At 64.6% G+C, this 25,385-nt stretch carries 21 protein-coding genes and 1 riboswitch; of the genes, 7 read left to right on the top strand and 14 right to left on the bottom strand.

The annotated features are described in order from the left end of the window. Nucleotides 1–10 precede the first annotated feature (10 nt). Nucleotides 11–805, bottom strand: a complete 795-nt coding sequence (locus I6L36_RS04095) for an alpha/beta fold hydrolase (protein WP_104452773.1) — start codon at nucleotides 803–805, stop codon at nucleotides 11–13. Nucleotides 806–911: 106 nt separating this feature from the next. Between I6L36_RS04095 and I6L36_RS04100 the strand changes: the two genes are divergently transcribed. The 3 genes from I6L36_RS04100 to I6L36_RS04110 are packed head-to-tail and all read left to right on the top strand — an operon-like array spanning nucleotide 912 to nucleotide 2,162. Continuing rightward, on the top strand, nucleotides 912–1,283 hold the full coding sequence (locus tag I6L36_RS04100) for an MmcQ/YjbR family DNA-binding protein (protein WP_039038958.1): 372 nt from the start codon (nucleotides 912–914) through the stop codon (nucleotides 1,281–1,283). A gap of 3 nt (nucleotides 1,284–1,286) precedes the next feature. Beyond that, entirely contained in the window at nucleotides 1,287–1,766 is a 480-nt protein-coding gene (locus I6L36_RS04105) for a GNAT family N-acetyltransferase (RefSeq protein ID WP_049636987.1), read from the top strand. A gap of 60 nt (nucleotides 1,767–1,826) precedes the next feature. Further along, nucleotides 1,827–2,162 (top strand): DUF3802 family protein, encoded by a 336-nt coding sequence (locus tag I6L36_RS04110; protein WP_109113229.1) that lies wholly within the window; start codon nucleotides 1,827–1,829, stop codon nucleotides 2,160–2,162. A gap of 310 nt (nucleotides 2,163–2,472) precedes the next feature. Here I6L36_RS04110 and msrA read toward each other — a convergent pair whose 3' ends face one another. Further along, nucleotides 2,473–3,105, bottom strand: a complete 633-nt coding sequence (gene msrA / locus I6L36_RS04115) for a peptide-methionine (S)-S-oxide reductase MsrA (protein WP_109113230.1) — start codon at nucleotides 3,103–3,105, stop codon at nucleotides 2,473–2,475. A 252-nt stretch (nucleotides 3,106–3,357) separates the two neighbouring features. On the opposite strand from msrA, the gene argA reads away from it, so the two are divergent. Both argA and lysC read left to right on the top strand, forming a co-directional pair. Continuing rightward, entirely contained in the window at nucleotides 3,358–4,686 is a 1,329-nt protein-coding gene (gene argA, locus I6L36_RS04120; RefSeq protein ID WP_109113249.1) for an amino-acid N-acetyltransferase, read from the top strand. 109 nt (nucleotides 4,687–4,795) lie between these two features. Continuing rightward, nucleotides 4,796–5,020, top strand: a riboswitch (Lysine riboswitch). Between the two features lie 87 nt (nucleotides 5,021–5,107). Then, nucleotides 5,108–6,460, top strand: coding sequence for a lysine-sensitive aspartokinase 3 (gene lysC / locus I6L36_RS04125; protein WP_010674363.1), 1,353 nt, complete (start codon nucleotides 5,108–5,110; stop codon nucleotides 6,458–6,460). 114 nt (nucleotides 6,461–6,574) lie between these two features. On the opposite strand, the gene I6L36_RS04130 is transcribed toward lysC, so the two are convergent. Then, a complete protein-coding gene (locus I6L36_RS04130) occupies nucleotides 6,575–7,669 on the bottom strand; it encodes a hypothetical protein (RefSeq protein ID WP_109113270.1) in 1,095 nt (364 codons plus the stop codon). A gap of 251 nt (nucleotides 7,670–7,920) precedes the next feature. On the opposite strand from I6L36_RS04130, the gene I6L36_RS04135 reads away from it, so the two are divergent. Further along, nucleotides 7,921–10,191, top strand: a complete 2,271-nt coding sequence (locus I6L36_RS04135; protein WP_216986984.1) for an LTA synthase family protein — start codon at nucleotides 7,921–7,923, stop codon at nucleotides 10,189–10,191. Between the two features lie 479 nt (nucleotides 10,192–10,670). Here the strand turns inward: I6L36_RS04135 and I6L36_RS04140 are convergent, their stop codons facing one another. The 6 genes from I6L36_RS04140 to I6L36_RS04165 all read right to left on the bottom strand — a co-directional run bounded on the left by I6L36_RS04140 (nucleotide 10,671) and on the right by I6L36_RS04165 (nucleotide 18,217). Continuing rightward, nucleotides 10,671–10,988, bottom strand: a complete 318-nt coding sequence (locus I6L36_RS04140; RefSeq protein ID WP_010674360.1) for a heavy metal-binding domain-containing protein — start codon at nucleotides 10,986–10,988, stop codon at nucleotides 10,671–10,673. Between the two features lie 379 nt (nucleotides 10,989–11,367). Then, the gene (locus I6L36_RS04145; RefSeq protein WP_041212859.1) at nucleotides 11,368–12,660 is read right to left on the bottom strand and encodes an NAD(P)/FAD-dependent oxidoreductase; all 1,293 of its coding nucleotides are present in this window, start codon (nucleotides 12,658–12,660) and stop codon (nucleotides 11,368–11,370) included. 74 nt (nucleotides 12,661–12,734) lie between these two features. Beyond that, on the bottom strand, nucleotides 12,735–13,274 hold the full coding sequence (ycfP, locus tag I6L36_RS04150) for an alpha/beta hydrolase YcfP (protein ID WP_005331594.1): 540 nt from the start codon (nucleotides 13,272–13,274) through the stop codon (nucleotides 12,735–12,737). A 184-nt stretch (nucleotides 13,275–13,458) separates the two neighbouring features. Continuing rightward, a complete protein-coding gene (locus I6L36_RS04155; protein ID WP_216986985.1) occupies nucleotides 13,459–15,267 on the bottom strand; it encodes a M3 family oligoendopeptidase in 1,809 nt (602 codons plus the stop codon). Between the two features lie 78 nt (nucleotides 15,268–15,345). Beyond that, a complete protein-coding gene (locus I6L36_RS04160; RefSeq protein ID WP_216986986.1) occupies nucleotides 15,346–17,136 on the bottom strand; it encodes a M3 family oligoendopeptidase in 1,791 nt (596 codons plus the stop codon). A gap of 169 nt (nucleotides 17,137–17,305) precedes the next feature. Beyond that, nucleotides 17,306–18,217 (bottom strand): DUF808 domain-containing protein, encoded by a 912-nt coding sequence (locus I6L36_RS04165; protein WP_048207424.1) that lies wholly within the window; start codon nucleotides 18,215–18,217, stop codon nucleotides 17,306–17,308. 206 nt (nucleotides 18,218–18,423) lie between these two features. On the opposite strand from I6L36_RS04165, the gene I6L36_RS04170 reads away from it, so the two are divergent. Next, nucleotides 18,424–18,984, top strand: coding sequence for a DUF924 family protein (locus I6L36_RS04170; RefSeq protein WP_109113243.1), 561 nt, complete (start codon nucleotides 18,424–18,426; stop codon nucleotides 18,982–18,984). A gap of 96 nt (nucleotides 18,985–19,080) precedes the next feature. Here the strand turns inward: I6L36_RS04170 and I6L36_RS04175 are convergent, their stop codons facing one another. The 5 genes from I6L36_RS04175 to I6L36_RS04195 form a co-directional block, all read right to left on the bottom strand. Next, complete coding sequence (locus I6L36_RS04175; protein ID WP_103858521.1) at nucleotides 19,081–20,700, bottom strand: methyl-accepting chemotaxis protein; 1,620 nt, start codon at nucleotides 20,698–20,700, stop codon at nucleotides 19,081–19,083. A 249-nt stretch (nucleotides 20,701–20,949) separates the two neighbouring features. Continuing rightward, the gene (secF, locus tag I6L36_RS04180) at nucleotides 20,950–21,864 is read right to left on the bottom strand and encodes a protein translocase subunit SecF (protein WP_174213908.1); all 915 of its coding nucleotides are present in this window, start codon (nucleotides 21,862–21,864) and stop codon (nucleotides 20,950–20,952) included. A 109-nt stretch (nucleotides 21,865–21,973) separates the two neighbouring features. Beyond that, complete coding sequence (gene secD, locus I6L36_RS04185) at nucleotides 21,974–23,776, bottom strand: protein translocase subunit SecD (RefSeq protein WP_029314367.1); 1,803 nt, start codon at nucleotides 23,774–23,776, stop codon at nucleotides 21,974–21,976. A 148-nt stretch (nucleotides 23,777–23,924) separates the two neighbouring features. Next, entirely contained in the window at nucleotides 23,925–24,392 is a 468-nt protein-coding gene (locus tag I6L36_RS04190; RefSeq protein ID WP_109113058.1) for a hypothetical protein, read from the bottom strand. A 106-nt stretch (nucleotides 24,393–24,498) separates the two neighbouring features. Then, nucleotides 24,499–25,359, bottom strand: a complete 861-nt coding sequence (locus I6L36_RS04195; protein WP_109113059.1) for a DUF6279 family lipoprotein — start codon at nucleotides 25,357–25,359, stop codon at nucleotides 24,499–24,501. Nucleotides 25,360–25,385 lie beyond the last annotated feature (26 nt).

Consider the following 25,385-nt stretch of genomic DNA (forward strand, 5'->3'; position numbering starts at 1 on the left):
TTGCCGGGCCTCAAAGGGCGGATGACGCCGCCTGACGGGAGAGAAACGCCAGGGACTGGCGGTTGAAGTGATCCGGCTGCTCCACGTTGCAGACGTGGCCGCACTTTTCGATAATTTCGAGGCAACTGTAAGGGTCGCGGGCTACCTGCTCGCGCACCGGGGCGAGGAACATGTGATCCTCCTCCCCCATCACGTAGAGGGTGGGAATGGGCAGGGCCCGCTCGCGAAAGTAGCGCATCAGGGGGTTCACCTCGGTGGCGAGACGGAACCAGCGCTTGAACTCCTTCTGGCACAGCTTTCTGGCCTCGCGCACGAAGAGGTTGCGGGACTCCTGATGGTGCTGGCGCGGCATGATGATGAAGGCGAACAGGCGGTAGAGCCACATGTAGGGCAGGAAGTGCTGGCCGAGGCGGCCAAGCTGCACCAGCACCCGGGAGCGGATGTCGAGACGCAGGATGGCGCCGCCGAGCACCATGCTCTTGACCCGCTCGGGGCGAAGCTCCGCCAGGTGGCGGATGAGGATGGTGCCAAGGGAGATGCCGACAAAATGGGCGTGGGGGATGCGCAGGTGATCCAGCAGGCGCAGGATGTCCTCGGTCACGGCCCGAAAGCTGTAGTGCCCCTTTACCACCTGCTGCAGCTGGTTGGACTGGCCGTGACCGCGAAGGTCCAGCAGCAGCACGTTGAAGTGCTCCCGGTAGGCCCGCAACTGCTTGAACCAGATGGAGGAGCTGCCGCCCGCACCGTGCACGAACACCACCCAATCCCGATCGGGACCCAGTTCAAAGGTCTTGTGGTACAACATCTCATGGGCTCCCGGGGTGATGGGGGGTATACTCGGCGCGCATATTAACAGAAGGCTCACCCCGGTGAACATGCTTCCACCATGATCGGACCAGCCTGGAGTCCCCATGACCCTCGTTCAATTGCGTGAATTTTTGCTCAGCCAGCCCGGCGCCACCGAGGACACCCCCTTCGGCCCGGAGATCCTGGTCTACCGCATCGCCGGCAAGATGTTTGCCCTGGTGGACTGGCAGGCGGAGCCCCTCTCCATCAACCTGAAGTGCGAACCCGAGCTCGCCCTGCTGCTGCGGGAGATCCACCCCGAGGTGAAACCGGGCTGGCACATGAACAAGCAGCACTGGAACACGGTGACACTGAGTGAAGGCCTGTCTGACGATCTTTGGCAGGGCTGGATAGTCCACTCCTATGAGCGGGTGGTGGCGGGCCTGCCCAGGGCGAAGCGGCCCCAGGCCCCCCGCGCGACCATCAGGGAGGGTTGACCCATGCCGTCTCTTTCTTCTTCCCGCATCGTCCCCCTCGAGGAGGCGCACATACCAAGGCTGCTGGATCTGTTCGAGCAGTCGGTACGCCGCCTGGGGCCTGCACACTACAGCCCGGATCAGGTGGAGCAGTGGGCCAGGGGCGCCCATCACCCGGGGCTTGCCAGCCAGTTGCGCGAGCACCATGGCTGGGTCATCGAGCAAGACGATGTGCCCCTTGGCTTTGCCACCCTGAGCGATGACGGTCATCTCAGCCTGCTCTACGTGAGCGCGGATCATCCGCGCCAGGGGCTCGGCACCCTGCTGCTGGAGCGGGTGCTGGCAGCCGCCAGCCAGATGGGACTTGGCAGCCTCACCACGGAGGCGAGCGCCTTCAGCCTCGCTCTCTTCCTGCGTCACGGCTTCCTGCTGACCGGATTGGAGACGGTGGAGCGCGGCGGTGTCCAATTTATCCGCCATCGGCTCCACTGCCGCTTGCCATGACGGGTTCAGCCACTAAAATACGCACCATTTCCCCAAGGCAATGAAGAAAGGGCAGCCATCATGGTGGTAGAGAGCGACGGTTACATTGCGCTGATCGAGTATCTGGTAGAGAGTCTGGGTCTGTTCGAGAACCAGCAACAAGGCTGCGGTGCCCAGACCATCGAGGATTTGGTGAGCAGCCGGGTGGCCGACAACCTGATGGCCATCTGCGAGCAGAACCCCCAGCTCGACCCCAAGGTGCGCTTCCTGATCATGCAGGAGGCCGATGCCGTGGTCGCCGACCTGGAAGAGGTGCTCTCCGCCGTCTGGTTGTCCGCCCCCAGCGAAGCCCAGCAAGCCTTCCTCATCGAGTTCATCGACCTCATCAAGAACCTGTTCGACAGCACCATCAGCTGATCCCACCCCTGCCGTGACGGCAAGGGGACGAGATGCAATGAGGCGAGGAGTGAGGCGGGACGCCCAATGAAAAATGAAAAGGGCCGCCTCATCGGGCAGCCCTGCTTGCTAGCATTGTCAATTCATCGCGCTTGTCAGAGTAATGAATTTCGGGGCAAAAAAATGTGTCTGGTCTTGGCAACCATCCGTGGTCGCTACCCTGTTGGTCAGCCAGGGTTCAGTTTAGTTCCCCACCTGACGCATTTTTTTCAATTATTTTTCATCACAATGACACGGGGGCCTGATGGCCCCCGTGGTATGCAATGACGCCTCAGCGATTCAGGCTGGGAGGAAGGCAGACGCCGATGCCCCCCAGGCCGCAATACCCCTCGGGATTCTTCTCCAGATATTGCTGGTGATAATCCTCGGCGTAATAGAAGGGGGCCAGCGGCAGGATGCGGGTGGTGATGGTGCGCCCGTCACCGCTCGCCGTCATGGCCTGCTGGTAGGCGGCCAGGCTCTGCTGGGCAATCGCCTCCTGGGTGTCGTCCCCGACGAAGATGACGGAGCGATACTGGGTGCCGATGTCGCCACCCTGGCGCATCCCCTGGGCCGGATCATGGTGTTCCCAGAACAGCTTGACGAGATCCCCATAGCTGATGACCTTGGGATCGAACACCACCTGCACCGTCTCGGCGTGGCCGGTCAGGCCGCTGCACACCTCCTTGTAGGTGGGATTGGGGGTCAGCCCCCCCTGATACCCGGCGGCGGTGGAATAGACCCCGGGCTGCTGCCAGAACAGACGCTCCCCCCCCCAGAAACAGCCCATGCCGAACCAGGCAAGCTCCATCCCCTCGGGCCAGGGCCCCTGGGTCGGGTGACCGTTTACCGCGTGCACCTGGCCAATCTCCAGTGCTTCCCGCCGTCCCGGCAGCGCCTCTGCCGGTGAAATAATCTGCTCCATATGCCCTGTCCTTGTATAAAACCCCGCGCAATGCGGCTGACGAAAAGGAACACCGAAGATATCAGGTTATAAGCCCGGATCAACCAGGGAGCGGCCCCCGGGGCGACCCTCCCGCCCTCGCCTGCGTCTTCCCCTCCCCTCGCACACTGGTCAAAATGGCGACAAAAAAACACCAAGTCGATATTTAGTCTTGATTTGTGAATTTATTTTCATATATTGGGCGAATTGCTGCTTTTTTATGGAATGAAACACGTGCGTGAACGCGAACCCAGCCTGGTCCATGCCTTTCGGCAATCCACCCCCTATGTCAATGTGCACCGGGGTGCCACCTTCGTCCTGATGATCGGCGGGGAAGCCATTTGTCACCCCAATTTCGCCAACATCGTCAGCGACATCGCCCTGCTGCAGACCTTGGGGATCCGCCTGGTACTGGTGTTTGGTTCGCGTCCGCAAAATGACGAGGCCCTGGCCCGCGCCGGCATCCAGGCCCAGTATCACAAGCGGATCCGGGTCACCGACGATGCCAGTTTCGCCATCATCAAGCAGGTGTGCGGCGGTCTGCAATACGACATCACCGCCCAGCTCTCCATGGGGCTCGCCAACACCCCCATGCAGGGGGCCCGCATCAGCGTGGTGAGCGGCAACTTCGTCACCGCCCAGCCGCTGGGTGTGGATGACGGCATCGACTTCTGCCACAGCGGCCGGGTGCGTCGCATCGATGTGGAGGGGATCACCCGCCAGCTGGATCAGCACGGCCTGGTGCTCATCTCCCCCATCGGCTGCTCGGTCACCGGCGAGAGCTTCAACCTGAGCTCGGAAGAGGTAGCCCGCCGGGTGGCGGTGGATCTCAAAGCCGACAAGCTCATCTGCTTCAGCAGCACCCAGGGGGTCATGGACAGGTACGGGGAGGCCATCTCCGAGCTCTTCCCCGAGCAGGCCGAAGAGCTGCTGGTGGCGCTGGAGCAAGCGGGGGAAGAGATGTCAGGCACCGCCCGCTACCTGCGCGCGGCCATCGCCTCCTGCCGGGGTGGCGTGCCCCGCTCCCACCTGGTGAGCTATCAGGACGACGGCGCCATGCTGCAGGAGCTGTTCAGCCGCGAGGGGCTGGGTACCCAGATCGTGCGCGAAAGCGCCGAGCGGGCCCGGGCCGCCACCATTGAGGACATCGGCGGCATCCTGGATCTCATCCGTCCGCTGGAGGAGGAAGGGATCCTGGTGCGCCGCTCCCGGGAGCAGCTGGAGATGGAGATAGACAAGTTCACCATCATCGAGCGGGACGGCCTCATCATCGGCTGCGCCGCGCTCTATTGCTTCATGGAAGAAGCCATGGCCGAGATGGCCTGCGTCGCCATCCACCCGGAGTATCGCAACTCCAACCGGGGAGACACCCTGATCGCCAAGGTGGCCGAGCGGGCCAAGCGGCTCGGCATCCGTCGCCTGTTCGTGCTCACCACCCGCTCCATCCACTGGTTCCGGGAGCGGGGCTTCGATCCCCTGGAAGTCGAAGATCTGCCGGTGGAGCGCCAGCGCTTCTACAACTGGCAGCGTCGCTCCAAGGTTTTGTCCAAGACCATTTCGTAACTGATTGATCTTGTGCCTGGTTACCGTCAATTTTGTTCTTTTTTACGAACTCGATTGACAGTGCAATCCAGACCAAGGTATTTGTACATGCACGCCACCTGTCACAGGTGGCACCAGAAGAGGAGCGCTGCCCAGGCAGCCCAGGGGAGGACACCAGTGTCCGGTGAACTTGGGTCAGGGGGAGCAGCGCCGAGACGAGGCGAGTGACTGGACACCGCCACGTCGGCTGCGGGGGCTGAATCCCCCGGGTTGTCATCGGTAGTGGTCATCCCACACCGCGCCCCACTTGGGGCCGGTACGGGATGGGCTCTGCAGGTGGAGTGCTTCTGGCCGGGATCCTCGCGTTTTCCTGCCATTTTTTGCCTCCTCCTCTCTATTTGCCCGATGAAACCGGATTTTCACCTTGAGACAGGAGTATGCAATGAACCCGATCAATGTCGCCAAGTTTGGCGGAACCAGCGTCGCCAATGCCGCGGCCATGAACCACTGCGCCGACGTGGTGCTGGCCAATCCGGCGACCCGGGTGGTGGTGCTGAGCGCCAGCGCCGGCGTCACCAACCTGCTGGTGAGCCTGGCTCAGGGTGAACTGGACGAAGCCGGACAGGATGCCCAGCTTGCCAGGCTTGCCGACATCCAGCTGGCCATTCTGGCCGCCCTTGGCAACCCGAGCGACGTGAGCGCCCTCATCCATGCCCAGCTCGGCGACATTCGCACCATGGCCCGCCAGGCCAGTCAGCACACCGACGCCGAACTCGCCGATCGCCTCATCGCCTGCGGCGAGCTGATGTCCACCCGTCTCTTCACCGAACTCCTGCACCAGCGCGGGGTCAAGGCCCAGTGGCAGGATGCGCGCCAACTGCTGCGCACCGACAGCCGCTTTGGCAAGGCCACCGTGGATCTCGCGGCGACCCGCGCCCTCTGCCAGCAGGCGGTGGGTCCGTTGCTGGGTGACAGCCTGGTCATCACCCAGGGCTTCATCGGTGCCGACGGCGATGGCCGCACCACCACCCTCGGCCGTGGCGGCTCCGACTACAGCGCGGCCCTCCTGGCCGAGGCCCTGGACGCAGGCAGCATCGAGATCTGGACCGACGTGCCCGGCATCTACACCACGGATCCCCGCCTGGTCACCCGCGCCCGCCCCATCCCCGAAATCAGCTTCGTGGAGGCGGCGGAGATGGCCACCTTCGGCGCCAAGGTGCTGCACCCGGCCACCCTGCAACCCGCGCTGCGCCAGGACATCCCGGTGTTCGTGGGCTCCGCCAAGGACCCCGCCGCCGGTGGCACCTGGATCCGCGCCACCACCCGCAGCAACCCGCTGTTCCGGGCCGTGGCCCTGCGCCGCCAGCAGGTGCTGGTGACCCTGCACAGCCTCAACATGTTCCACGCCTACGGCTTCCTGGCCGAGGTGTTCGGCATCCTGGCCCGTCACCGCATCTCGGTGGATCTCATCACCACCTCCGAGGTGAGCGTCTCCCTGACCCTGGATCACACCGGCAGCCAGAGCAACGGCGAACCCATCCTGAACGACAAGGTGCTGGCGGAGCTCGGCCAGCTGTGCAAGGTGGAAGTGGAGACCGGCTTCGCCCTGGTGGCGCTCATCGGCAACCGCATGAGCGAGGCGGCCGGGGTAGGCAGCCAGGTGTTCGACGCCATCCGCGAGCACAACATCCGGATGATCTGCTACGGCGCCAGCGCCCACAACCTCTGCTTCCTGGTCAAAGAGGACGAGGCGGGCCACATCGTCAACTGCCTGCACCGGGAACTGCTCGACTGAGTCGCCCCGGCGCTGGCACACAACGAGCCTCCTCCGCCCCATCACCCGGGGCGGCCTTCCCCACTCAGCAAAGAGGGGCGCCGCGGCGCCCCTCTTGTCACTCTTCTTCCACCATCAGCTGGTGACCAGGGTGGCCCGGGTGGGCAGCTGATTGGCCCGGATCTGCTCGCGCAGCCCTCCCAGCCGTTGCAGCAACCCGGCCTGACCGAGCCCCGCTTCGTCAGGGGCCAGATTGTCCACCAGGGCCGGGAAGTGCTCCCGTACCGCCTGCTCCAGCCAGTCGAGGCGGCGCAGGGTGAGCGGGCCGCAGCTCTTGCCGCTGAGATCGTCCAGGATGTCGAGCCGATGGCTGCGGTACATGTCGCGCCACCAGTTGGCCGCCAGCGCCTCGTCGCTTGCCAGCGCCGCACTCCACTCCCCCACCAGTCCCTGCATCCGCGCCAGCACGGGGGCGCTCGCCCCCTCCCGCGACAGGTATTGCAGCTCTCCCCTGGCCCAGGCGAGGCAGAGCTCGCGCCAGCGGCGAAACAGCGGCAAGGGATCCGCCTCGTCCAGCCAGAGCCCGGAGAGGGTGCGGGTTTCCAGCCGCTCAGGCACATGGAAGTCGGGATCGGTGAGGCCGTTGGAATTGAACTCGTGCAGGGGATCGAAGGGCCACATGTAGCCAAAATCGAACACCGAGATATGCTGGCCGTCATCCAGCAGGTTGCCCGGGCTCGGATCCCAGTCAAACCAGCCCCAGCGGGCCAGCTCCGCCTCCACCGCCAGCATCTGCGCCAGGTTGCGCTCGCAGAGCGTGCGCACCGGCTCCCCCCGCAGCCAGGGGGAGACCAGCACCCCGGCCCGAGCGGAGCCGAAACTGGTGCAGACCACGTTGGAGAGGATGGTGGGGTGCAGCTCCCGCAGGCTCTCTATCTCCCGGCGGCGCTCCAGCTCGGTGAGAAAGGCGGTCTTGCCGTCCACATTGGCCACCAGAGAGTCCTGGCGGCAGCGTTTCAGGCACCAGTGGTGCCCCTCCACCTTGAGATGGAACACCTCGGCGGTGAGCCCGTGACCGTAGACCTTGACGACGTCCGGGTGATCCTCGGTCAGCCGGACGAGCTGGGGCAGCGGCAGGGGGCAGTCCCGCTCCCGCCCGATCCGGATCTCTTCTTTGCTCTCCAGCATCTGGAGCAATCTGGCCTGACGCGCCGCAACTTTGGGATTCATACATGTACCTCCAATCGTTACTGAGAGACTAAACAGCGCCCCCCTCCCAGACCAGCAGCAAAGGCTCATGATGACGCTTTCATCACAGAATGAGTGCCCCTGGCGGATCGGGATCACAAATTGCTTCACAGTGCTCATCACGGAATATTCATCTTGTTGTCATTAAATTGACATCAAGGAACAAGCCACGCACCATCGGGTCAAAATAGAGGCAGTCGTCGCTGCCATGACCGCTCCAAGGATGAGCCCTTATGAATGCCCCCGTCACCGGCCACCGCCCCGCCTCCCAGCCCCTGGCCGGGCTGTTGCTGGGTCTGCTGACCGCCCTGCTGCTGCTGACCCTCGCCCTGCCGCTGCTCAACCCCGTCAGCTGGCTCGGGCGTGCCGCCCCCCTCATTCTGGGCCCGGCGGATCAGCCCATCGCTACCCTCAATCGCTACAGCCTGCTCTACAAAAGTGACAACCGGGGCTTCTATCTGGTGGTGCGCAGCCAGTGGCAACTGCTCAAACCCCTGCAGGAGGGGGACAAGGTGCGGGTGGAGCTGCTCAACGACAAAGGGGTGCGCATCGATCAGCTGAGCCAGGCGGTGGACAAGCGCCAGAAGTGCCGCAAGGAGCGCTGCACCCTGAGCCTCAACAGCGCCCTGCGCGCCCCCGACGACGCCCTGGACAGCCGCTACCAGCTGCGCATCGGGCTGCTGCTGGCAGACAGGCCGGAGAGCGCCGAATACAGCCAGATCCTCCAGACCCTGCCGGAGCGCGGTTTCAACCTCCTCTACCTGATGACCAGCCTGCTGCTGGTGCTGCTGGTGAGCGCCGCCGTGCTCAAGGCCCTGCTGCCGCGGCTGCGCCGAAGCTACCGCGCCCGGGTGGCAGGCAGCCTGCTGCTTGGCAACCTCACCTTCGTGCTGCTGCACGGCTTCGTGGTGTTCAAGCTGGGGGAATTCCTGTTCTGGTCGGGCTTTCGGCCAGAGCACTACTACCTCGCCTGGGGCAGCATGGTGCTGGGCTGGAGCCTCTGTGCCCTCGCAGGCTTCAGCCTCTATATGGGGCTGCTCTTCACCGCCCTCTCGGGCATCGGGCTGCTCGCCAACTTCATGAAGATCGCCATCTACGGGGTGCCGCTGGGGGGGGACGATCTGGGCAACCTGCTGGCCCTGCTGCACATCCTGCTCGATCAGCACCCTGTGGTGCCGGTGCTCGTCGTGCTGGGGCTCCTTTTTCTGGTGTGGCGCTTCGCCCTCTCCCGCTGGATCCTGCGGGGCTTGCTGCGCACCACCGCCGCCACCGCCGCCTTCTTCGCCCTCTGCGTGTTCGCCACCCAGACCGGCAACAAGCTGCTCGGGGCCAACATCCGCTACGTGGACAGGGCGGTGAACTACCACAGGGACATCATCCGTGCCGGCCCCGGCCTCTACCTGTTCAACCTGGTGGACGAGATGCTGCAAAGCGGCAACGTGTTTCGCTACCCCTTGCAGATCAACGAGCGCACCCCGGAGCTGAGCCTGCCCGCCCAGCCCAGGGCTCCCCGCTTCGATCTGGTGATCGTGCTGCAATACGAGTCGCTCTGGCTTGACTGGCAGGGCCGTCTCTGCGCCCCCGCCCCCACCTTGAGCCTGCCCGCCAGCGTGGCCCAATGGCGCAAGACCATCCACTCTCCCACCACGGGGGGCATGACGGTACTGGCGGAGTTCGAGATGAACACCGGCCTGCCGGTGGGCCTGCTCAAACAGGGGGTGGTGCCCTACTACTACCTCTCGGACAAGGTGCCCGGCCTTGCGCGCAGCGCAGCCCAAAGCGGCTACCAGACCCTGTTCGCCCACCCCTATGTGGAGAAGTTCTGGGGCCGCGCCAAGGCGATCCCGGCTCTCGGCTATCAGGAGCGCTGGTTCGATACCCGCTTCACCGCCCTCGAGCACAAGGGGCTCTACATCTCCGACGATGCCCTCATCGATCACCTGCTCAAACGCAGCAACCAGGACGATCAGCCCCTGTTCGCCTACGCGGTCACCATGCAGGGGCACGGCCCCTTCGACGGGGATCGCTACCGGGCCCAGCAACGCAGCGGCGCCTGCCCGGATCAGAGCCCGGCGGATACCCAGTTGCTCAACACCTACTACACCGGGGTGGTGGACGCCATGGCCTCCCTGGAGCGGCTGCTCAAGACCCTGGACAACTCCGGCAAGCGCTACCTGGTGGTGGCCTTCGGGGACCACCAGCCCTTCCTGATGTCGGCGGGCAAGGGCATCCACGGCGCCAAACCGCCACGGGATGCCAGCTACCAGATCCCCATGATGGCCTTCACCCGGGCCGGGGACGGGCTGGATCTCGCCCGCCAGTTCGACCCGGTGCGCCAGCTCTACCAGATGGGCCAGGCAACAAGGCCGCTGCTGGCGGGGGACCTCACCCCCATCCGGGACCAACCCCTGCTCCACCCGGTGCTCGGGGAGGAGAAAGGCTTCGACCCCTCCCCCCTGGTGCCGCAGATCCGCGCCAGCTTCCGGCCCGATGCATTACCCTGATCGATTGAGACACGAGGGACACAGATCCTTGCAACACCTTCCGGCCCGATGCCCTGCCCTGATCCGCAGCGAACTAGCAGACGACAAAGAGGTCGCCCGGGCGACCTCTTTTTATGGGCGGGATGCGAGTACAGTGCCGCCTGCACCTCGCCATGTTCGTCCCGACCTGTGCTCTGCGACCCCTGACAGGTCATTTTTTGTTTAGATATATCAAACGATAACTCATTATCGAATAGCAAAATTGAACAACTTTGCCGACCTTCATGCCCTGTGCCCCCCCATGTTCCCGCACCTTCTCCGGGCCGGGCCATTTTCTCCCTCATTCCCGGCCAGCCCAGAGCCATCGGAGCGTTCGATACGTTCAGGCCTTGAGCCCCACTCACTTGCGCCCACCTTTGCGCGTCACACCCAACAAAAAGCCGACCTCGGGGTCGGCTTGTGACGGGGCGTTTGGCCATGCAGGGCCGGGCACTGGCGGGCTAGATTACCACGGCGGTGCCGCTGATGCTGACCATCAGCATGCTGCCGTTCTGGCCCACCACCTCGTAGTCGATGTCGATGCCCACCACGGCGTTGGCCCCCAGCGCCTGGGCACGCTCCTTGAGCTCCTCGAAGGCGATCTCCCGGGCCCGGGCCAGCTCTTTTTCGTAGGCGCCGGAGCGACCGCCGATGATGTCGCGGATGCCGGCGAACAGATCCTTGAAGATGTTGGCGCCGAGGATGGCTTCGCCCACGACGATGCCGCGGTACTCGCGAATGGTCTTGCCTTCCAGGGTGGGGGTGGTTGAGAGGATCATGAGGTCTCCTGTGAGTTGGGCTGGGTGCGCGAAGCACCGTTGCCGTCATGGTAGCAAGGCGTTTGCCAAAGCATAAGCCCGGCGTGGCCAGGGGCTTCAAGCACAGCGCCCGCCAGGTTCATCAAGGTGCCATCCATAGGGCCTGTGTCGTGACACTTTCCCCCGCAAAGCGACCTTGGGCACCGGTGCTGGGGAGAGGGCTTCCGGGCCACGATGAAAGCGGGGCCTTGATGATGCAGACACGACGGCAGCTGCACCGGCCCTCTACTTCTTCGCCCTCAACTACGGCAGACGTTTCTAGCGTCGCCCCGCATCGGCCATAAAAAAAGGAGAGGCAAGCCTCTCCTTTTTGATGTTCGCAGCGGCAGCCGCCATGCACTCAGTGCAGCTTCATGCTCGGGCGCAGCACCCGGTTGATGCGGCCCACCAGCATGATGAGGCCGGTCTTGATGTAGCCGTGCAGGGCCACCTGGTGCATCCGGTAGAGGGAGATGTAGACGATGCGGGCGATGTAACCCTCCACCATCATGGAGCCCCGCATCAGGTTGCCCATCAGGCTGCCCACGGTGGAGAAGCGGCTCAAGGAGACCAGGGAGCCGTGATCGTGATAGCGGTAGGGCTTCATCTCGCCGCCATTCATCTTGGCCAGGATGTTCTTGAACGCCTGGGTCGCCATCTGGTGGGCGGACTGGGCGCGGGGCGGCACGAACTTGCCGTCCGGCTGCGGGCAGGCGGCGCAGTCGCCGATGACGAAGATGTTCTCGTCCCGGGTGGTCTGCAGGGTCTCGTGGACCACCAGCTGGTTGATGCGGTTGGTTTCCAGGCCCGCGATCTCCTTCATGAAGTCCGGCGCCTTGATGCCCGCGGCCCACACCATGAGGTCTGCTTCAATCAGCTCCCCATCCTTGGTATGCAGACCCTCGGCGGTGGCTTCGGTGATCATGGTGGCGGTGCGCACGTCCACGCCCAGCTTCACCAGCTCCTGATGGGCGGAGCCGCTGATGCGCTCCGGCAGGGCAGGCAGGATGCGGGGGCCCGCTTCCACCAGGGTCACCTTGAGGCTGTCTGTGGTGAGGTTCTTGAAGCCGTAGGCGTAGAGCTGCTCCACCGCGTTGTAGAGCTCGGCGGAGAGTTCGACACCGGTGGCGCCGCCGCCGACGATGGCGATCTTCACCTTGTCACCGGGCTGGTATTCGGTGGCGAACTGCAGGAAGCGGTTCATCATGCTGTTGTAGAAGCGGTGCGCCTGTGAGGGGCTGTCCAGGAAGATGCAGTGATCCTTGATGCCCTTGGTGTTGAAGTCGTTGGAGACCGAGCCGATGGCCATCACCAGAATGTCGTAAGCCACTTCCCGCTCGTTGACCACCAGGGCGCCGCTCTCGTCGTGGATGGGGGCCAGCACGATGCGTTTCTCGTCGCGCTTGATGTCGGTCAGGCTGCCGAGCTGGAATTCGAAGCCGTGGTTCTTGGCGTGGGACTGGTAGCTCAGGGCATCGATGCCCGCATCCATGGAGCCGGTGGCCACTTCGTGCAGCAGGGGTTTCCACAGGTGGGTGCGATTGCGATCCACCAGGGTGATCCTGGCCTTGTTCTTCTTGCCCAGCTTGCGGCCCAGGCTGGTCGCAAGCTCGAGACCACCGGCGCCACCGCCTACAACGACAATATTCATCATGATGATTTTCCTTGGTTCCTCAAAACGAAAGGGAGCCATTGGCTCCCTAAAACGAAATCGGTTGACGTGATGGCTCAGGCTTCTTTGAAGGCCTTCATCCGTTGCAGATGGTGCGAGATGTTCTTGAACTTATGGGTCTCGCGCTCATCCCATACGATGTCGTAATAGTTCTTTAATTCACGTTCAGTGTCCCGATTATCGCGGATTTCATCCTGGACGGAAAGGATGCACAGGCAGTTTCCTGAATTTTTATTACGAAATTCGGTTACACACTTGGTGCCGATGTCCTCGTACTCTTCCGGCCTGTCGATCTTGCCCTGCATGTTCTCTTCCGGGTGCAGGTTGGGGTTGAAGACCACCTGCTTGATGCCGCACAGAAACCCGATCCGCTCGCTCCAGTAGCCACCCAGGCCCACGCCGCAGATGAGGGGTTTGGGATCGGTGCTCATGTCGAGCTGCTTCTTCACTTCCTTGAGCAGGTGGCTCATGTCGTGGCGGGGGTGAACCGTGCTGTAGTGCACGAAACGCACATCATCATCGATAAACTGCAACTGCAGCACTTTTTCATGATTGCCGGGGCTGGTGGCATCAAAGCCATGCAGATAGATGATCATGGACAAGACCTCAAAAACTGTGTCGGTTCTATCGAAACTACCCCAGCGACAGGGCCTTGCGCCACCAAAACATCCCACTTTCTTGCTTTGGATCACGCCCCTTCGGGCCACCAAACCGCGCGTCGGGGCGGCTGTGGCAGCGCCATGCCCCGGCGGGACATGGCGCAAACCGGGTCTGGCGAGGTTAACTGCCGCACTGGGCGAAGCGCGCCACCGCCGCTTCCACCAGGGCCAGGCTCCCCTGCCAGAAGGCGGGTTTTCGAATGTCCTGCCCCAAATGCCGTTCGACCAGCTCTTCGGCGCTCATGCGACCTGTGTCTCGCAGCAGAGCGCGGTAGGCCTTCGCCACCCCCTCCTCCCCTGCGGCCTGGCGGCTCATCAGCTGCTGATAGACCCCGAGGCTGAACAGATAGCCAAAGAGGTAGGGGTAGTTGTAAAAACCGAAGCCCGCGATGGAGAAGTGCGCCTTGGCGGCCCAGAACAGGGGGTGATAGCGGTCGAGGCTCTGCTCGTACCAGCGTCCCCAGGCCTCGTCGGTGAGCCCCTTGAGCCGGGCCGACGACACATAGCCCTGCTCGCGCTCGGCCACCAGGGCCCGCTCGAAGTCGAAGCGGGCCGGGATGTTGACCAGGAAGGTGGCGGCGCCGTCGGCATCCGCCCAGGCGATGGCCAGACGCTCCTCGGCGCTTCGGGCCTGCTCGTAGAGGGCGCTACGCACCAGGGTCTCGGCGAAGATGGAGGCGGTCTCCGCGAGGGTCATGGGGTAGCTGCGCTGGCTCATGGGCAAGTCGCGGATGAGCCAGTTGTGCCAGGCGTGACCGAGCTCGTGGGCCAGCGTGATGACGTTGTCCATGGTGCCCGCATAGGTGATGAAGACCCGCGGCTCCACCGGCTCGGCAAACTTGGTGCAATAGGCCCCGGTGCGCCGGTTGGGGGTGGGGGCGGCATCAATCCAGCCGCGCTCGGCCATCATGCGGGCAAAGTCCCCCATCTCGGGGTCAAAGCGCGCGAAGGCCTGGGCGATGATGTCGACCGCCTCCTCGAAGGGGATCTCCCGGCGGCTGGCGGCAGGGGGCGGCGCAAAGAGATCCTCCGGCCCCAGCACCTCGAGGCCGAGGTGACCGGCCATCAGCCCCAGGGCTCGCTGGCCCAGATGGCGGGCCTGCCAGGTCTCCGCCATCAGGGTATCCAGGGTCGCCCGCTCGATGTGGCTCTGGTGGCAGGAAACGTCCAGGGCATCGAGGCGCCGGTGTTTGCCGCGCTGGCGCGAGAGCTCCAGGCGCCAGCCGTTGAGGGCGTTGAGGATGGCCGCCACCGTCTCCTGCTCCCCTTCCCAGCCAGCGCTGATGGCATCGAAGGCCTCTTTGCGCAGGGCCCGATCCGGGCTGGAGAGCAGGTTGCTCGCCTCCGCCAGCCCCATCTCGCGACCCGCGATCACCAGCCTTATCTTGCCCACCAGATCGTTGTAGAGGTTGCCCCAGGCGTGCAGGCCATCGGTGCCAAGGCCGATGACCAGTTGCTCCGCCTCCACCGGCAGCCGCTGATCCTGCAGGCGGCGCTCGTGGCGCAGCCGGTACTCCTCCTCCCCGAGCAGGGGGTCGGCCATCAGCTGTTCAAACTCGGGCGCAGGCAGCCCCAGCATCAGATCTTCGATGGGGGCAAGCGTCTTGAACAGATCCGCATTGAGGGCACGGGCCCGGGAGGCAACCTGCTTGGCGAGGGGATCCCGGGCGTCCTGGCTCCCCTTGCAGGCGGCCAGCACGGCGATGTTCCAGCCGATGTCGCGAATGCGCCGGGCCCGCAGGCGTACCTCCCTGAGGAAGTCCTGCAAGGCGCCTGGGGTGCGCGGAACCTGGGCCAGTCCCTCGATAAAACCGCTCAGCTCGGCCAGGCTGGCGCGGGCCAGGCTCATGTCCGCCTCGAGGACACAGCTGTCGAGGGAGGGGTAGATGTGATCATTTTGCCACTGCTGTGGATAGACTCGTTGTTGCATCGAACGCTCATCGTCAGGGACGGGCCTGGCCCGTCGTGAAATCCAGGTGGCCAGAGCCACCACCTTCGCGGGCAGGCTTCACACCAGCCGCTCGAGGCGCACCACCGCCTCTTCCACATAGCGCAGGCTCTCCTGCCAGAACCCGGGTTCGCGGATGTCGACCCCCAGGTGCTTCTCCACCAGGGCCTCGGCGCTCATGCGGCCGGTATCTCGCAGCAGGGCGCGATAGGCGGGCACAAACTCGCCCCCGGCCCGCGCATGCTGGGCATAGAGCCCCAGGCTGAAGAGATAGCCAAACAGATAGGGGTAGTTGTAGAACCCGGACTCGGCGATGGAGAAGTGACCCTTGCTGGCCCAGAACAGCTCGTCATACTGGCTGAGGGCGTCACCATAGCACTGCTGCTGCGCCGATTTCATCATTTCCCGCATCTGGCTCGCCCCCACGTAACCCGCCTCCCGCGCCGTCACCAGGGCGCGCTCGAAAGCAAAGCGGGCGGGGATGTCGAGCAGCAGGCTCGCGGCCCGCTCCCCGTCCAGCCAGGCGATGGCCCTGCGCTGCTCCACCTTGTCGGTGGCGGCCAGCAAGGCATCGCGCACCAGGATCTCGGCAAAGAGGGAGGCGGTCTCCGCCAGCGTCTTGGGGTAGCCCCGCTGCTCGAAGGGAAGATCCCGCAGCAACCAGCTGTGCCAGGCGTGGCCGAGCTCATGGGCCAGGGTGATGACGTTGTCCATGGTCCCCTCGAAGGTGAGGAAGACCCTTGGCTCGGGCGGATCGGCATACTCGGTGCAATAGGTGCCGCTTCGCCTGTGCTCGCTCGGGGCCGCATCGATCCACCCCTTGTCGGCCATCATGCGGACAAACGCCCCCATCTCGGGATCGAAGGCGGCAAAAGCCTCCATCACCAGATTCAGCGCCTGCTCGACGCCGAACTTGCCGTGTACGGCCTGGGGCGCCGGGGCAAAGAGATCCCAGGGGGCGAAGTCGGTGATCTGCTGGGCACAGGCCATGGCCCGCAAGGCGCGGCGCCCGAGCTCCCTGTGCTCCCCGGCCGCCGCCATCAGGGTCTCCAGGGTCGCGCCCGTGATGTGCTCCTGATGGCAGGTGACCTCAAGGGCATCCAGCCTGCGCCCCTTGCCGCGCTGGCGGCCGAGCTCGTTGCGCCAGCCGTTGATGGCGTTGAGAATGGCGGCCACCGTCTCCTGCTCCGCCTCCCAGGCGCCCTGGATGGCGTGCCAGGCACTGGCGCGCCGCGCCCTGTCCGGGTGGGCGAGCAGGTTGTCCGCCTGGGCAAGCCCCATGGGCACCCCCTCCACCACCGGCAGCAGCCGCCCCACCAGGTTGTCGTAGAGATCCCCCCACCCCTGCAGGCCGTCCACCGCCAACCCCTCGATGATCTGCTCGCTCTCGAGCGAAAGCCACTGATCCTGCAGCGCTCTGTCGTGATGGATCTGGTAGGCCAGCTCGAAGAGTTCGGGATCTTGCAGCAGGGTGCGCACCAGTGACTCGGGGGCGCGAACCCAAAACAGGTCCACCGGCTTGCTGCGCTGGGCCAGGGTCGCCTCCAGCTGCTGGCCCCGGGAGAGCAGTACCCGGGCCTCCTCGTCGCGCCCGTTCTGGCTCAGCCGGTTGTAACCATAGACCTGGCTGTTCCAGGCCAGGGTCTTCACCCCGTTGGCCTCGCGGCGGATGGCCCGCAGCAGGTGGCGCAGGGCATTGGCATCCGCAACGGGATGGGCGGGATCCGGCAGGTCCGCCAGGAGGGCGTCAAGCCGGGTGAGGGCGCGGGCAGCCTCCTGGAAGGCGGCCTCGATGGCAGGATCGTCGGGGGCGGCATAGATGTGATCATCTCGCCAAACGGGTGGTTTCATGGTTGTCCTTGTCTGTTTGCGTCCATATCGGGTCACCCCGCCTCTGCGGGCGGGTGAAACCGGATAGTACGAAGGGGGCCAGGCACTTGCCTAGCCCCCATTCGAGGCAACCAGCAGAAGAGCGCCCCCGGGTGCGACGGCCCCTGTCGGCCCTCCCCCGACAAGCGGCCTATTTGGCGGGCTGAAGCTTGCTCACCAGGGTCATGGCCACCACCAGCACCAGCCCTGCCACCACGCCGGCCAGGGCGCTCAGCAGGGTGGGCGTCACCACGGCCAGTACCCCGCCGACCCCGGGCAGGGCGGCCACCATGTCCGCCGTCCCTTCGATGAGGTGATGGAGGAAGGGCCAGCCATGGACCAGAATGCCGCCGCCGACCATGAACATGGCGATGGTGCCCACCAGGGCAAGCAGGTGCATCAGACGGGGCGCCGTCACCAGCAGCCCCTGCCCCACCGCCCGGCGCACGGCGCCGCCATCGGGCTTTTGCAACAGGTGCAGACCGATGTCGTCGAGCTTGACGATGAGCCCCACCAGGCCATAGACCCCGACGGTCATCAGCAGGGCGATGCCCGCCACCACGGCGATCTGCAGGCCCAGGCTCGCCCCCTGCACGGTACCGAGGGCGATGACGATGATCTCCGCCGAGAGGATGAAATCGGTGCGAATGGCCCCCTTCACCTTCTGGCGCTCATAGGCCGCCAGATCCTCGGGCACCGGCGCCGCCTGATGCGCCTCTTCCTCGTGGGGCAGGAACTTGTGGACCAGCTTCTCCGCCCCCTCGAAACAGAGGTAGGCCCCCCCCAGCATCAGGAGCGGGGTGATGAGCCAGGGGATAAGAGCACTGATGGCGATGGCGGCAGGCACCAGAATGAGCTTGTTGCGAAACGACCCCTTGGCCACCGCCCACACCACCGGCAGCTCACGCTCGGCCCGCACCCCGGAGACCTGCTCTGCATTGAGGGCGAGATCGTCCCCCAGCACCCCGGCCGTCTTCTTCGCCGCCACCTTGGTCATCAGGGCGACATCATCGAGCACGCTGGCAATATCATCGAGCAGGGTCAACAAACTGGCTCCGGCCATATCTGGCATTCCTTCTATTGAGTGGGACACATCCGGGCTGCCCCGGTCAGGGTGATGAGGGGGTCAGGGGATCACGGGCCCATCCGGGGATCACCCTTTGGGGCAAAAGATGGCACAGTGTAACGGGAAGCCGCCACGGCTGCAGCCCCCCATGGCAGATCCCCTGCTCCGTTTTCACCTCACGGCCACCGGCCCAAGGAGTTCCCATGCAACCCTGGCAACCTCTGCTCGATTTCTGGTTTGGCGATGACGCAGACGACGCCCCCCGTGCCGCCCGTCAGGCCCCCCTCTGGTGGGGCAAGAGCAGCGAGACCGATGCCCTGCTGGCCTCACGCTTCGGCGAACTGGCGGCCCGTGCCGCAGCGGGCGAGCTCGCCCGTTGGGAGGACGATCCCGCAGGGCGCCTGGCCCTCATCCTGCTGCTGGACCAGCTGCCGCGAAACCTTCACCGCAACACCCCCGCCGCCTTCGCCCAGGACGACAAGGCCAGGGCGCTGTGCCTCAAGGGGCTCACCCTCGGGGTCGACAAGGGGCTCTCGCCGCTGGCCCGGGTCTTCTTCTATCTGCCCCTCGAGCACGCGGAGTCCAGAGAGCAGCAGTCCAGAAGCGTCGCCCTGTTCGAGGCGCTGGCCGACGAGCAGGCCACAGGCCCGGCCCGGGCCACCTTCGAAGGCTTTGCCGACTTTGCCCGGCGCCACCAGGTGATCGTCGATCGCTTTGGCCGCTTCCCCCACCGCAAAGCCATCCTGAGCAGGGCGAGCACGTAGGAAGAGGCCGCCTTCCTGCAACAGCCCGGTTCGGGGTTCTGACATAAAAAAATCCCCGCCATGGGCATGGCGGGGAGAGAACAACCGATCCGCACCTCACTGGATGCGATAGCGGGAGATCTGCTGGTGGATATTCTCCGTGGTCACGTTCAGCTCCTCTGCGGCGGCGGAGGTCTCCTCCGCCGTGCTGCTGGTCTGCTGCACCACCTGGGCTATCTGCTCGACCTGGAGGGCGATGGATTCCGCCGCCGAGGTCTGCTCGCGGATGGCCAGGGTGATCTCGCCGACCTGATCCATGACGCGATGGGAGGCCTGGCGGATCTGGGTGATGATGGCCCCGCTTTCCGTCGCCATGGCCACCCCTTGCGCCACCTTCTCCTCCACCAGGACCATTCTGGCCACCGTGGCCTCGGACCCTTGCTGGATAGCCTCCACCGTCCTTGAGATCTCCTGGGTCGACTGGGCCGTCCGCTCCGCCAGCTTGCGCACCTCGTCTGCGACCACCGCAAAGCCGCGTCCCTGCTCACCGGCCCGCGCCGCCTCGATGGCGGCGTTGAGCGCCAGCAGGTTGGTCTGCCCCGCCACATCGTTGATGACGTTCACCACCCCACCGATGCGGGAGATCCCCTCCCCCAGCGCCGTCACATCGCGGGAGGCCTGACGAATGGCGTCGGCGATGTCGTTGATGGCGAGCACAGTGCGCTCTATGGTGGCCCCGCCGTCACTGGCGAGCTTGCCGGATTCATTGGTGATGCGGCTGGTCTCCTGGGTGCGCTGGGAGATGTCCGTGATGCTCACGCTCATCTCCTCCACCCCGGCGGCGATAAGGCTGGTGGCGTCATTGGCCTGACTCGCCGACTCCGCCATGTGCTGGGCCGCCTGGGAGAGGGACTCTGCCGTGCTCTTGATCTGCAGGCTGCCCACTGAGAACTCGGTGAAGGTCTGCTGCAAGGTGTCCAGCAGGCGGTTGACCGCCGTCAGCGTCTGGCCGATCTCGTCCTGCTGGCTCACATTGGCCCGCAGGGTGAAGTTCAGGTCGCGCTGGATCTCGGACAGGGTCGCCATGGCCAGACGGAGGGGATTGGCGACCTGCCTGAACAGCCAGAGAAAGAGCACCAGCGTGAGGGCACCCGCGCCCACCGAGATGAACAACAGGGCCTGCATGCTGCTATCGGCATTCTGCTCGCCTCGCAGCTTGACGGCGTCACCTTGCTGGATGTTGAAGTGGACGTGCTTGTCGATGGCCTGGGAAAGCTGCTCAAACAAGGGGGCAAGCTCCTTGTCGATCGCCTCTCTGGCCTCCACATTCTTGTTCTCGCGGGACAGGCGCAGGACGTCTTCAGAGGCCTTGCCGTACTGGGCAACCAGGCGCCGATCATCGGCGACGAGCTGCCTGTCCTCCTCATTGGAGATCATCCCGCTTTCATACTGGCTCAGCAGGGCGTCCATCTTGGTGTGAAGGGATGCAATGCTCTGCTCTATCTGACTCATCTTGCCGTCGTCGGTGTTGAGCACGTGCGCCTGGATCAATGAATGCAGGGCGTAGAAGTCTGTTTGTATCTCCTTGATCGTGGAAATGCTGGGGACTGTGTTGTCTGTTACATAGCTGAGATCCGCATTGGCGGAGGAGAGTCTGCTGATACTGAACCAGCTGAGACACCCCAGGGCCAGCATGACCAGCAGGGCAATGAGTTGAAGCCGACGAGCGATATTCATGAGTGCTTACTCCATCCATAGACTCCCTGCCAGGGTAGCCGATGCGGGCCCCGAAAATAGCGCCTAAAACATGCATTTCATTACACTTTTCAACTTCTGCTCGGCCGCGTCACACCCGCCGCCCCAACCCGGCCTTCGGGACCGCCGCCCCCCTCTGGCAGAATGGAAAAAGGAAGGCATTCGCCTTCCTTTTTTGCCCGGGGCGGCCGCACTGGCCGCCCATGAGCCCCGTGACAGGGCGCTCGCCGGTCACGCCGCCTCGGCCAGCTCCTCCTCTTTTTTCTGGTAGGCCTGGGGGGAGAGCCCCAGCAGCTCCTGCACGGTGGAGGCCACCGTGATGGAGGAGAGCGTCCCCACCAGGATGCCTGCGAACAGGGTGAAGGAGAAGCCGTAGAGGGCGTCGCCGCCGAACAGGAGCAGGGCCCCCACGGTGAAGAGGGTGGTGCCCGAGGTGATCATGGTGCGGCTGAAGGTGGCCTTGATGGCCACGTCCGAGCACTCGTGGATCCCCATGCGGGTACGAGACCCCAGCAAGTCCCGCAACCGGTCCGAGATGACGATGCTGTCGTTGAGGGAGTAGCCTATCACCGCCATCAGGCCCGCGATGACGTTGAGGTCGAACTCGATGTCAAAGAGCGCGAGCAGCCCGATGGCCACCAGACCGTCGTGCAGTACCGACACCAGGATGCCGATGGCTTGGCGCCACTCGAAGCGCACCGCCAGGTAGGCGGAGATGGCGAGCGAGGCCACCAGCACCGCCAGCATCCCCTGCTGGAACAGCTCTGCGCCCACCTGGGGCCCGACGATGGTGGTGCGCAAGAGCTCCACCGGCAAGGCGAGTTGCTGCCCCAGCATGGTCGCCAGATCCTCCGCCGCCCAGGGCAGCGCGTGGGGGGGCAGCTTGATGAGCCACTCGCCGGGCACACCGGCGCCGTGCAGCTCCACCACCCCCGCCAGGGGCGCCGTCAGCAGAGCATTGAGCTCATGGGCCTCTTTCAGGGTCTGGATGCGAAACTCCAGCAGGATCCCGCCGGTGAAATCGAGCCCGAGGGCGAGCCCTTTTGTCGCAAGGATGGCCACGCAGGCCAGGGTCAGCAGCACGGAGGCCCACAGCCCGATATAGCGCCAGCGGGTCAGCCCCATGGCCAGGATCATTCTCAGCATTGTTCTTCCCTCGACGTCAGGTGGTTCAGGCTTCCCGGCAGGAAGCGGTCGGTGCGCAGGTCATGCAGACTCACGGGCGCGGCGTCATGGTGATGAAGTCGGTTCATGGTCATACCCTCAGCAGCTTGGCGCGGCTGTTGCCCCACAGGGGGTTGATGATGGCGCGGGTGCCCCAGATGCCGGTCACCATGCTGGAGATGAGCCCCAGGATCAGGGTGATGGAGAAGCCCTGCAGCGGCCCGGAACCGATGGCATAGAGCACCACGGCGCAGATGAGGGTGGTGATGTTGGCATCGAAGATGGTGCGAAACGCCGAGCGATAACCAAAGTCGATGGCGTTGGCCAACGAACCCCCTTCCCGCAGCCGGTCCTTGATCCGCTCAAAAATCAGCACATGGGTATCCACCGCCATGCCGACGGTGAGCACCAGACCGGCGATCCCCGGCAGGGTCAGCACGGCCCCCGGCAATACCGCCAGCATGCCCACCTGCATCAGCAGGTTGGCAACCAGCGCCGTGATGGCGACCCAGCCGAACTTGCGATACCAGGCCATCATGAACAGCATCATGCCCGCCATGCCGAATGCCAGGGCGGTGAAGCCCGCCTCGATGTTCTGCAGACCCAGGGTCGGGCCAATGCTGCGCTCCTCCAGGATCTTCAGCGGCGCGGTGAGGGCCCCGGCCCGCAGCAGCATGGCAAGCTCCTGGGCCTCCGGCAGGCTGCCGATCCCGGTGATGCGGAACTGGTTGCCAAGGGCGGTCTGGATGGTGGCGACGTTGATCACCTCGCTTCGGGCGCGCAGCTTGCCTTCGGCGTTGGTCTTGTACTCGGTGAAGACGGTGGCCATGGGCTTGCCCACGTGCTGGCGGCTGAACTGGTTCATCTTGCTCCCCCCCAGGGTGTCGAGCACGATGTTGACCTGGGGCTGCCCCATCTCCCCCATGTTGGCGCGGGCATCGACGATATGCTCGCCGCTCAGCACCGGCTGGCGGGCCAGCCCCACTGCCTGGCCGCTGCGATCCGCCATGAAGAAGCGGCTGTCGGCCTTGGCTTCATAGAAGGCCAGGGACGCGGTGGCGCCGATCACCTCTTTCGCCTGCTTGGGGTTGTGCACCCCCGGCAGCTCGATGCGGATGCCGTCCTGCCCCTGACGCACCACCGAGGCCTCGACGATGCCGAGCTCGTTGATCCGCTTTTTCAGGATCGACAGGTTCTGGGTCACGGCGTTGTTCACCAGCAGGGTGCGCTCGGCGTCGCTCAGCACCAGGGTCAGTGCATTGCCGGAACGGCTCAGTGTCCACTGATCCTGGCGGGTACCGGCACTCTCCTTGATGATGGAGAGCCAGGCCTCCTGCCCCGCCACGTCGGGCAGGGTGACGGCCACGCTCCCCTGGGCGGTGCGCATCACGCTGGCCCCCCGCAGGTTGGCCTCGCGAAAACGGGTGCGCAGGGTATCCACCAGGTTCTTGGTCTGGTTGTCGATGACGAAATCCACGTCCACCCCGATCAGCAGCTGGGAGCCGCCGCGCAGGTCCAGCCCGAGCTTGATGGGGTCGGCGCCGAGCCGGCTGATCCAGGCCGGGGCGTTGGAGTAGAACTCCAGGGTCAGGGCGGCGCTGTCCAGCCCCTGCTGCTCCAGCAACTGCTTGGCCAGTTGCTGCTCCCCCTGGCTGGCGAACACCAGCGCCATCCGGCCACCCTGGGCGATCTGCTTGAGGGGGTCGATGTGGTTCTCGGCCAGCAGGGTGCGCTGCGCGTCGCTCAGGCGCGACTGGCCGTGCAGACCGAGGGAGGGCTGCTCACCGAAGAAGGTGGGCAGGGAATAGAACGCGAACGTGACCAGCATCAGCAGCAACAGGGCGTACTGCCACAGGCTCATGCGGTTCAACACGGTATGACTCTTTTTTCTCATGAAGTCGGCCTCTGTCAGGCGATGGCAAGGGGCGACACCGGGGTCGCGCCGTGCAAAAAAATGAAACAAGACAGCCTAGCCGTTCACTAAAAGTGAACAGCAACAGAGAGAAGATGAGGCAACAGGTGGCAAGCTGACCCCATCGGGATCAGGCGAGGAAGCTCTGGGCGAAGCGGTACTGCAGATGCCGGCGCTGCAGGCGGCGCCTGTGAATGCCGGCGAAGTGATCGCGAAAGCTCGTCCCCGGGTAGAAGAGGGCGGCATAGAACAGCAGGCCGCACAGCAGCAGCAGGATCGCCTGCTGGGACCAGCTCATCACCAGCTCGTAGATCACGCTGCCGGGCTGATGATCGCGGCTCAGGGAGTGCTCGAGGCGCAGCAGGTGATTCTGGTGGGAGCCGACGAACTTGACGATGCCATCGTCACTGCCGCTGACGCCGTGGGCCGCCGGGCTTGCGTCGGCAGGTGCCGCCCCCTCCGCCAGCGAGTGGGCCTGCTGGGCCGAGGGCTGGAACGCGGGTACCTTGACCCCCTCCACCGAGAGGGTAGAGAACAACAGTGCGAGGGTGATGAGCAGGGTCATCGCCGCCAGTTTCACGTTGTCGGTCAGGTTCAAAAGTTAATTCCCACACAATAGAAAGGGCAAGCTACCACAGCCTGCCCCACAAGAACAAGGGCGGCAGGCCCGGGGCCCGCCGCCCTTGTGTTGTCTCACCGCGTCCTCAGCGGCTGCGGGTCATGGCCTCGAAGTCCTCGGCATAGTCCTTGAGCAGGGTGTAGAGGTGGGCCCGCTGGGAGAGATCCATGGAGTGGCTGAGATCGCTCAGCCACTGGATGGTGCGCTGGCGGGACTGGTCCGTGTAGCCGGTGAAGCGGCCATCCATCAGGCCGTCCCCCTGCTGGAGCAAGCGAGTCAGCTCCTGGCCGAAATCCGGGCTCTGGCGCTGTTTCATCAGCCGATCCAGCTCCTTGGTCCAGGCCTCCTGAAAGTCGAGCCAGGGGGCCATCATCTCGTATTGCCACTCGGCCCACTGCGTGATGAGGGGCTCCTGGGCCGGCTTCACCTTGCCAATCCAGAACACCAGGCGCTCGTTCATCTTCTCCCGAAAGCCCTTGATCATCTCGGCCTTCGACTGGGTGGCAAAATCGTGCTGGCGCTCCTGCTGGCGCTTCACCCGATCGGCCATGAAGCGAGCCACCTGATCGTCGGTCAGGGTCTTGGCGAGGCGCACCGTGCGGGGAATGGCGTTCTCCAGGGTACGGGTCAGGCTCGCCTGGGTTCTGTCCAGATGCAGGGTCACCTGGGCCGGGCTCATGGGGCTGGCCACCGCCTTGGCCAGGGCGTCGAGATCCCGGGCATAGATGGGCAGCTCATGCTGCCGGTGCCAGGCCATCAGCCCCTTCACCTCCTGGTCCAGCAGCTTCTTCTGGCTGCGGTCCAGGGAGAAGTAGTCGTCCAGTTGCCAGACGATGGCCGAGTCGAGCCAGTAGTAGATCACCCGGGTGGCGCAACCCGTCAGCAGCAGGCAGAGCAGCAGCAGGCTCCAGCTACGCGGTTGACGCCATGAGAATGTGGTCACCATGCATGCCTCCCATTCATTGAATACAC

Origin of the sequence: Aeromonas sp. FDAARGOS 1406 (assembly GCF_019048565.1) — a bacterium.
In the GTDB taxonomy this organism is placed as follows: Bacteria; Pseudomonadota; Gammaproteobacteria; order Enterobacterales; family Aeromonadaceae; genus Aeromonas; species Aeromonas caviae.

Excerpts from the sequence above, each read along its gene's own strand:
- I6L36_RS04095 (WP_104452773.1), bottom strand. The coding sequence starts at position 805 with ATGTTGTACCACAAGACCTTTGAACTGGGTCCCGATCGGGATTGGGTG.
- I6L36_RS04100 (WP_039038958.1), top strand. The coding sequence starts at position 912 with ATGACCCTCGTTCAATTGCGTGAATTTTTGCTCAGCCAGCCCGGCGCC.
- I6L36_RS04105 (WP_049636987.1), top strand. The coding sequence starts at position 1,287 with ATGCCGTCTCTTTCTTCTTCCCGCATCGTCCCCCTCGAGGAGGCGCAC.
- I6L36_RS04110 (WP_109113229.1), top strand. The coding sequence starts at position 1,827 with ATGGTGGTAGAGAGCGACGGTTACATTGCGCTGATCGAGTATCTGGTA.
- msrA (WP_109113230.1), bottom strand. The coding sequence starts at position 3,105 with ATGGAGCAGATTATTTCACCGGCAGAGGCGCTGCCGGGACGGCGGGAA.
- lysC (WP_010674363.1), top strand. The coding sequence starts at position 5,108 with ATGAACCCGATCAATGTCGCCAAGTTTGGCGGAACCAGCGTCGCCAAT.
- I6L36_RS04130 (WP_109113270.1), bottom strand. The coding sequence starts at position 7,669 with ATGAATCCCAAAGTTGCGGCGCGTCAGGCCAGATTGCTCCAGATGCTG.
- I6L36_RS04135 (WP_216986984.1), top strand. The coding sequence starts at position 7,921 with ATGAATGCCCCCGTCACCGGCCACCGCCCCGCCTCCCAGCCCCTGGCC.
- I6L36_RS04140 (WP_010674360.1), bottom strand. The coding sequence starts at position 10,988 with ATGATCCTCTCAACCACCCCCACCCTGGAAGGCAAGACCATTCGCGAG.
- I6L36_RS04145 (WP_041212859.1), bottom strand. The coding sequence starts at position 12,660 with ATGATGAATATTGTCGTTGTAGGCGGTGGCGCCGGTGGTCTCGAGCTT.
- ycfP (WP_005331594.1), bottom strand. The coding sequence starts at position 13,274 with ATGATCATCTATCTGCATGGCTTTGATGCCACCAGCCCCGGCAATCAT.
- I6L36_RS04155 (WP_216986985.1), bottom strand. The coding sequence starts at position 15,267 with ATGCAACAACGAGTCTATCCACAGCAGTGGCAAAATGATCACATCTAC.
- I6L36_RS04160 (WP_216986986.1), bottom strand. The coding sequence starts at position 17,136 with ATGAAACCACCCGTTTGGCGAGATGATCACATCTATGCCGCCCCCGAC.
- I6L36_RS04165 (WP_048207424.1), bottom strand. The coding sequence starts at position 18,217 with ATGGCCGGAGCCAGTTTGTTGACCCTGCTCGATGATATTGCCAGCGTG.
- I6L36_RS04170 (WP_109113243.1), top strand. The coding sequence starts at position 18,424 with ATGCAACCCTGGCAACCTCTGCTCGATTTCTGGTTTGGCGATGACGCA.
- I6L36_RS04175 (WP_103858521.1), bottom strand. The coding sequence starts at position 20,700 with ATGAATATCGCTCGTCGGCTTCAACTCATTGCCCTGCTGGTCATGCTG.
- secF (WP_174213908.1), bottom strand. The coding sequence starts at position 21,864 with ATGCTGAGAATGATCCTGGCCATGGGGCTGACCCGCTGGCGCTATATC.
- secD (WP_029314367.1), bottom strand. The coding sequence starts at position 23,776 with ATGAGAAAAAAGAGTCATACCGTGTTGAACCGCATGAGCCTGTGGCAG.
- I6L36_RS04195 (WP_109113059.1), bottom strand. The coding sequence starts at position 25,359 with ATGGTGACCACATTCTCATGGCGTCAACCGCGTAGCTGGAGCCTGCTG.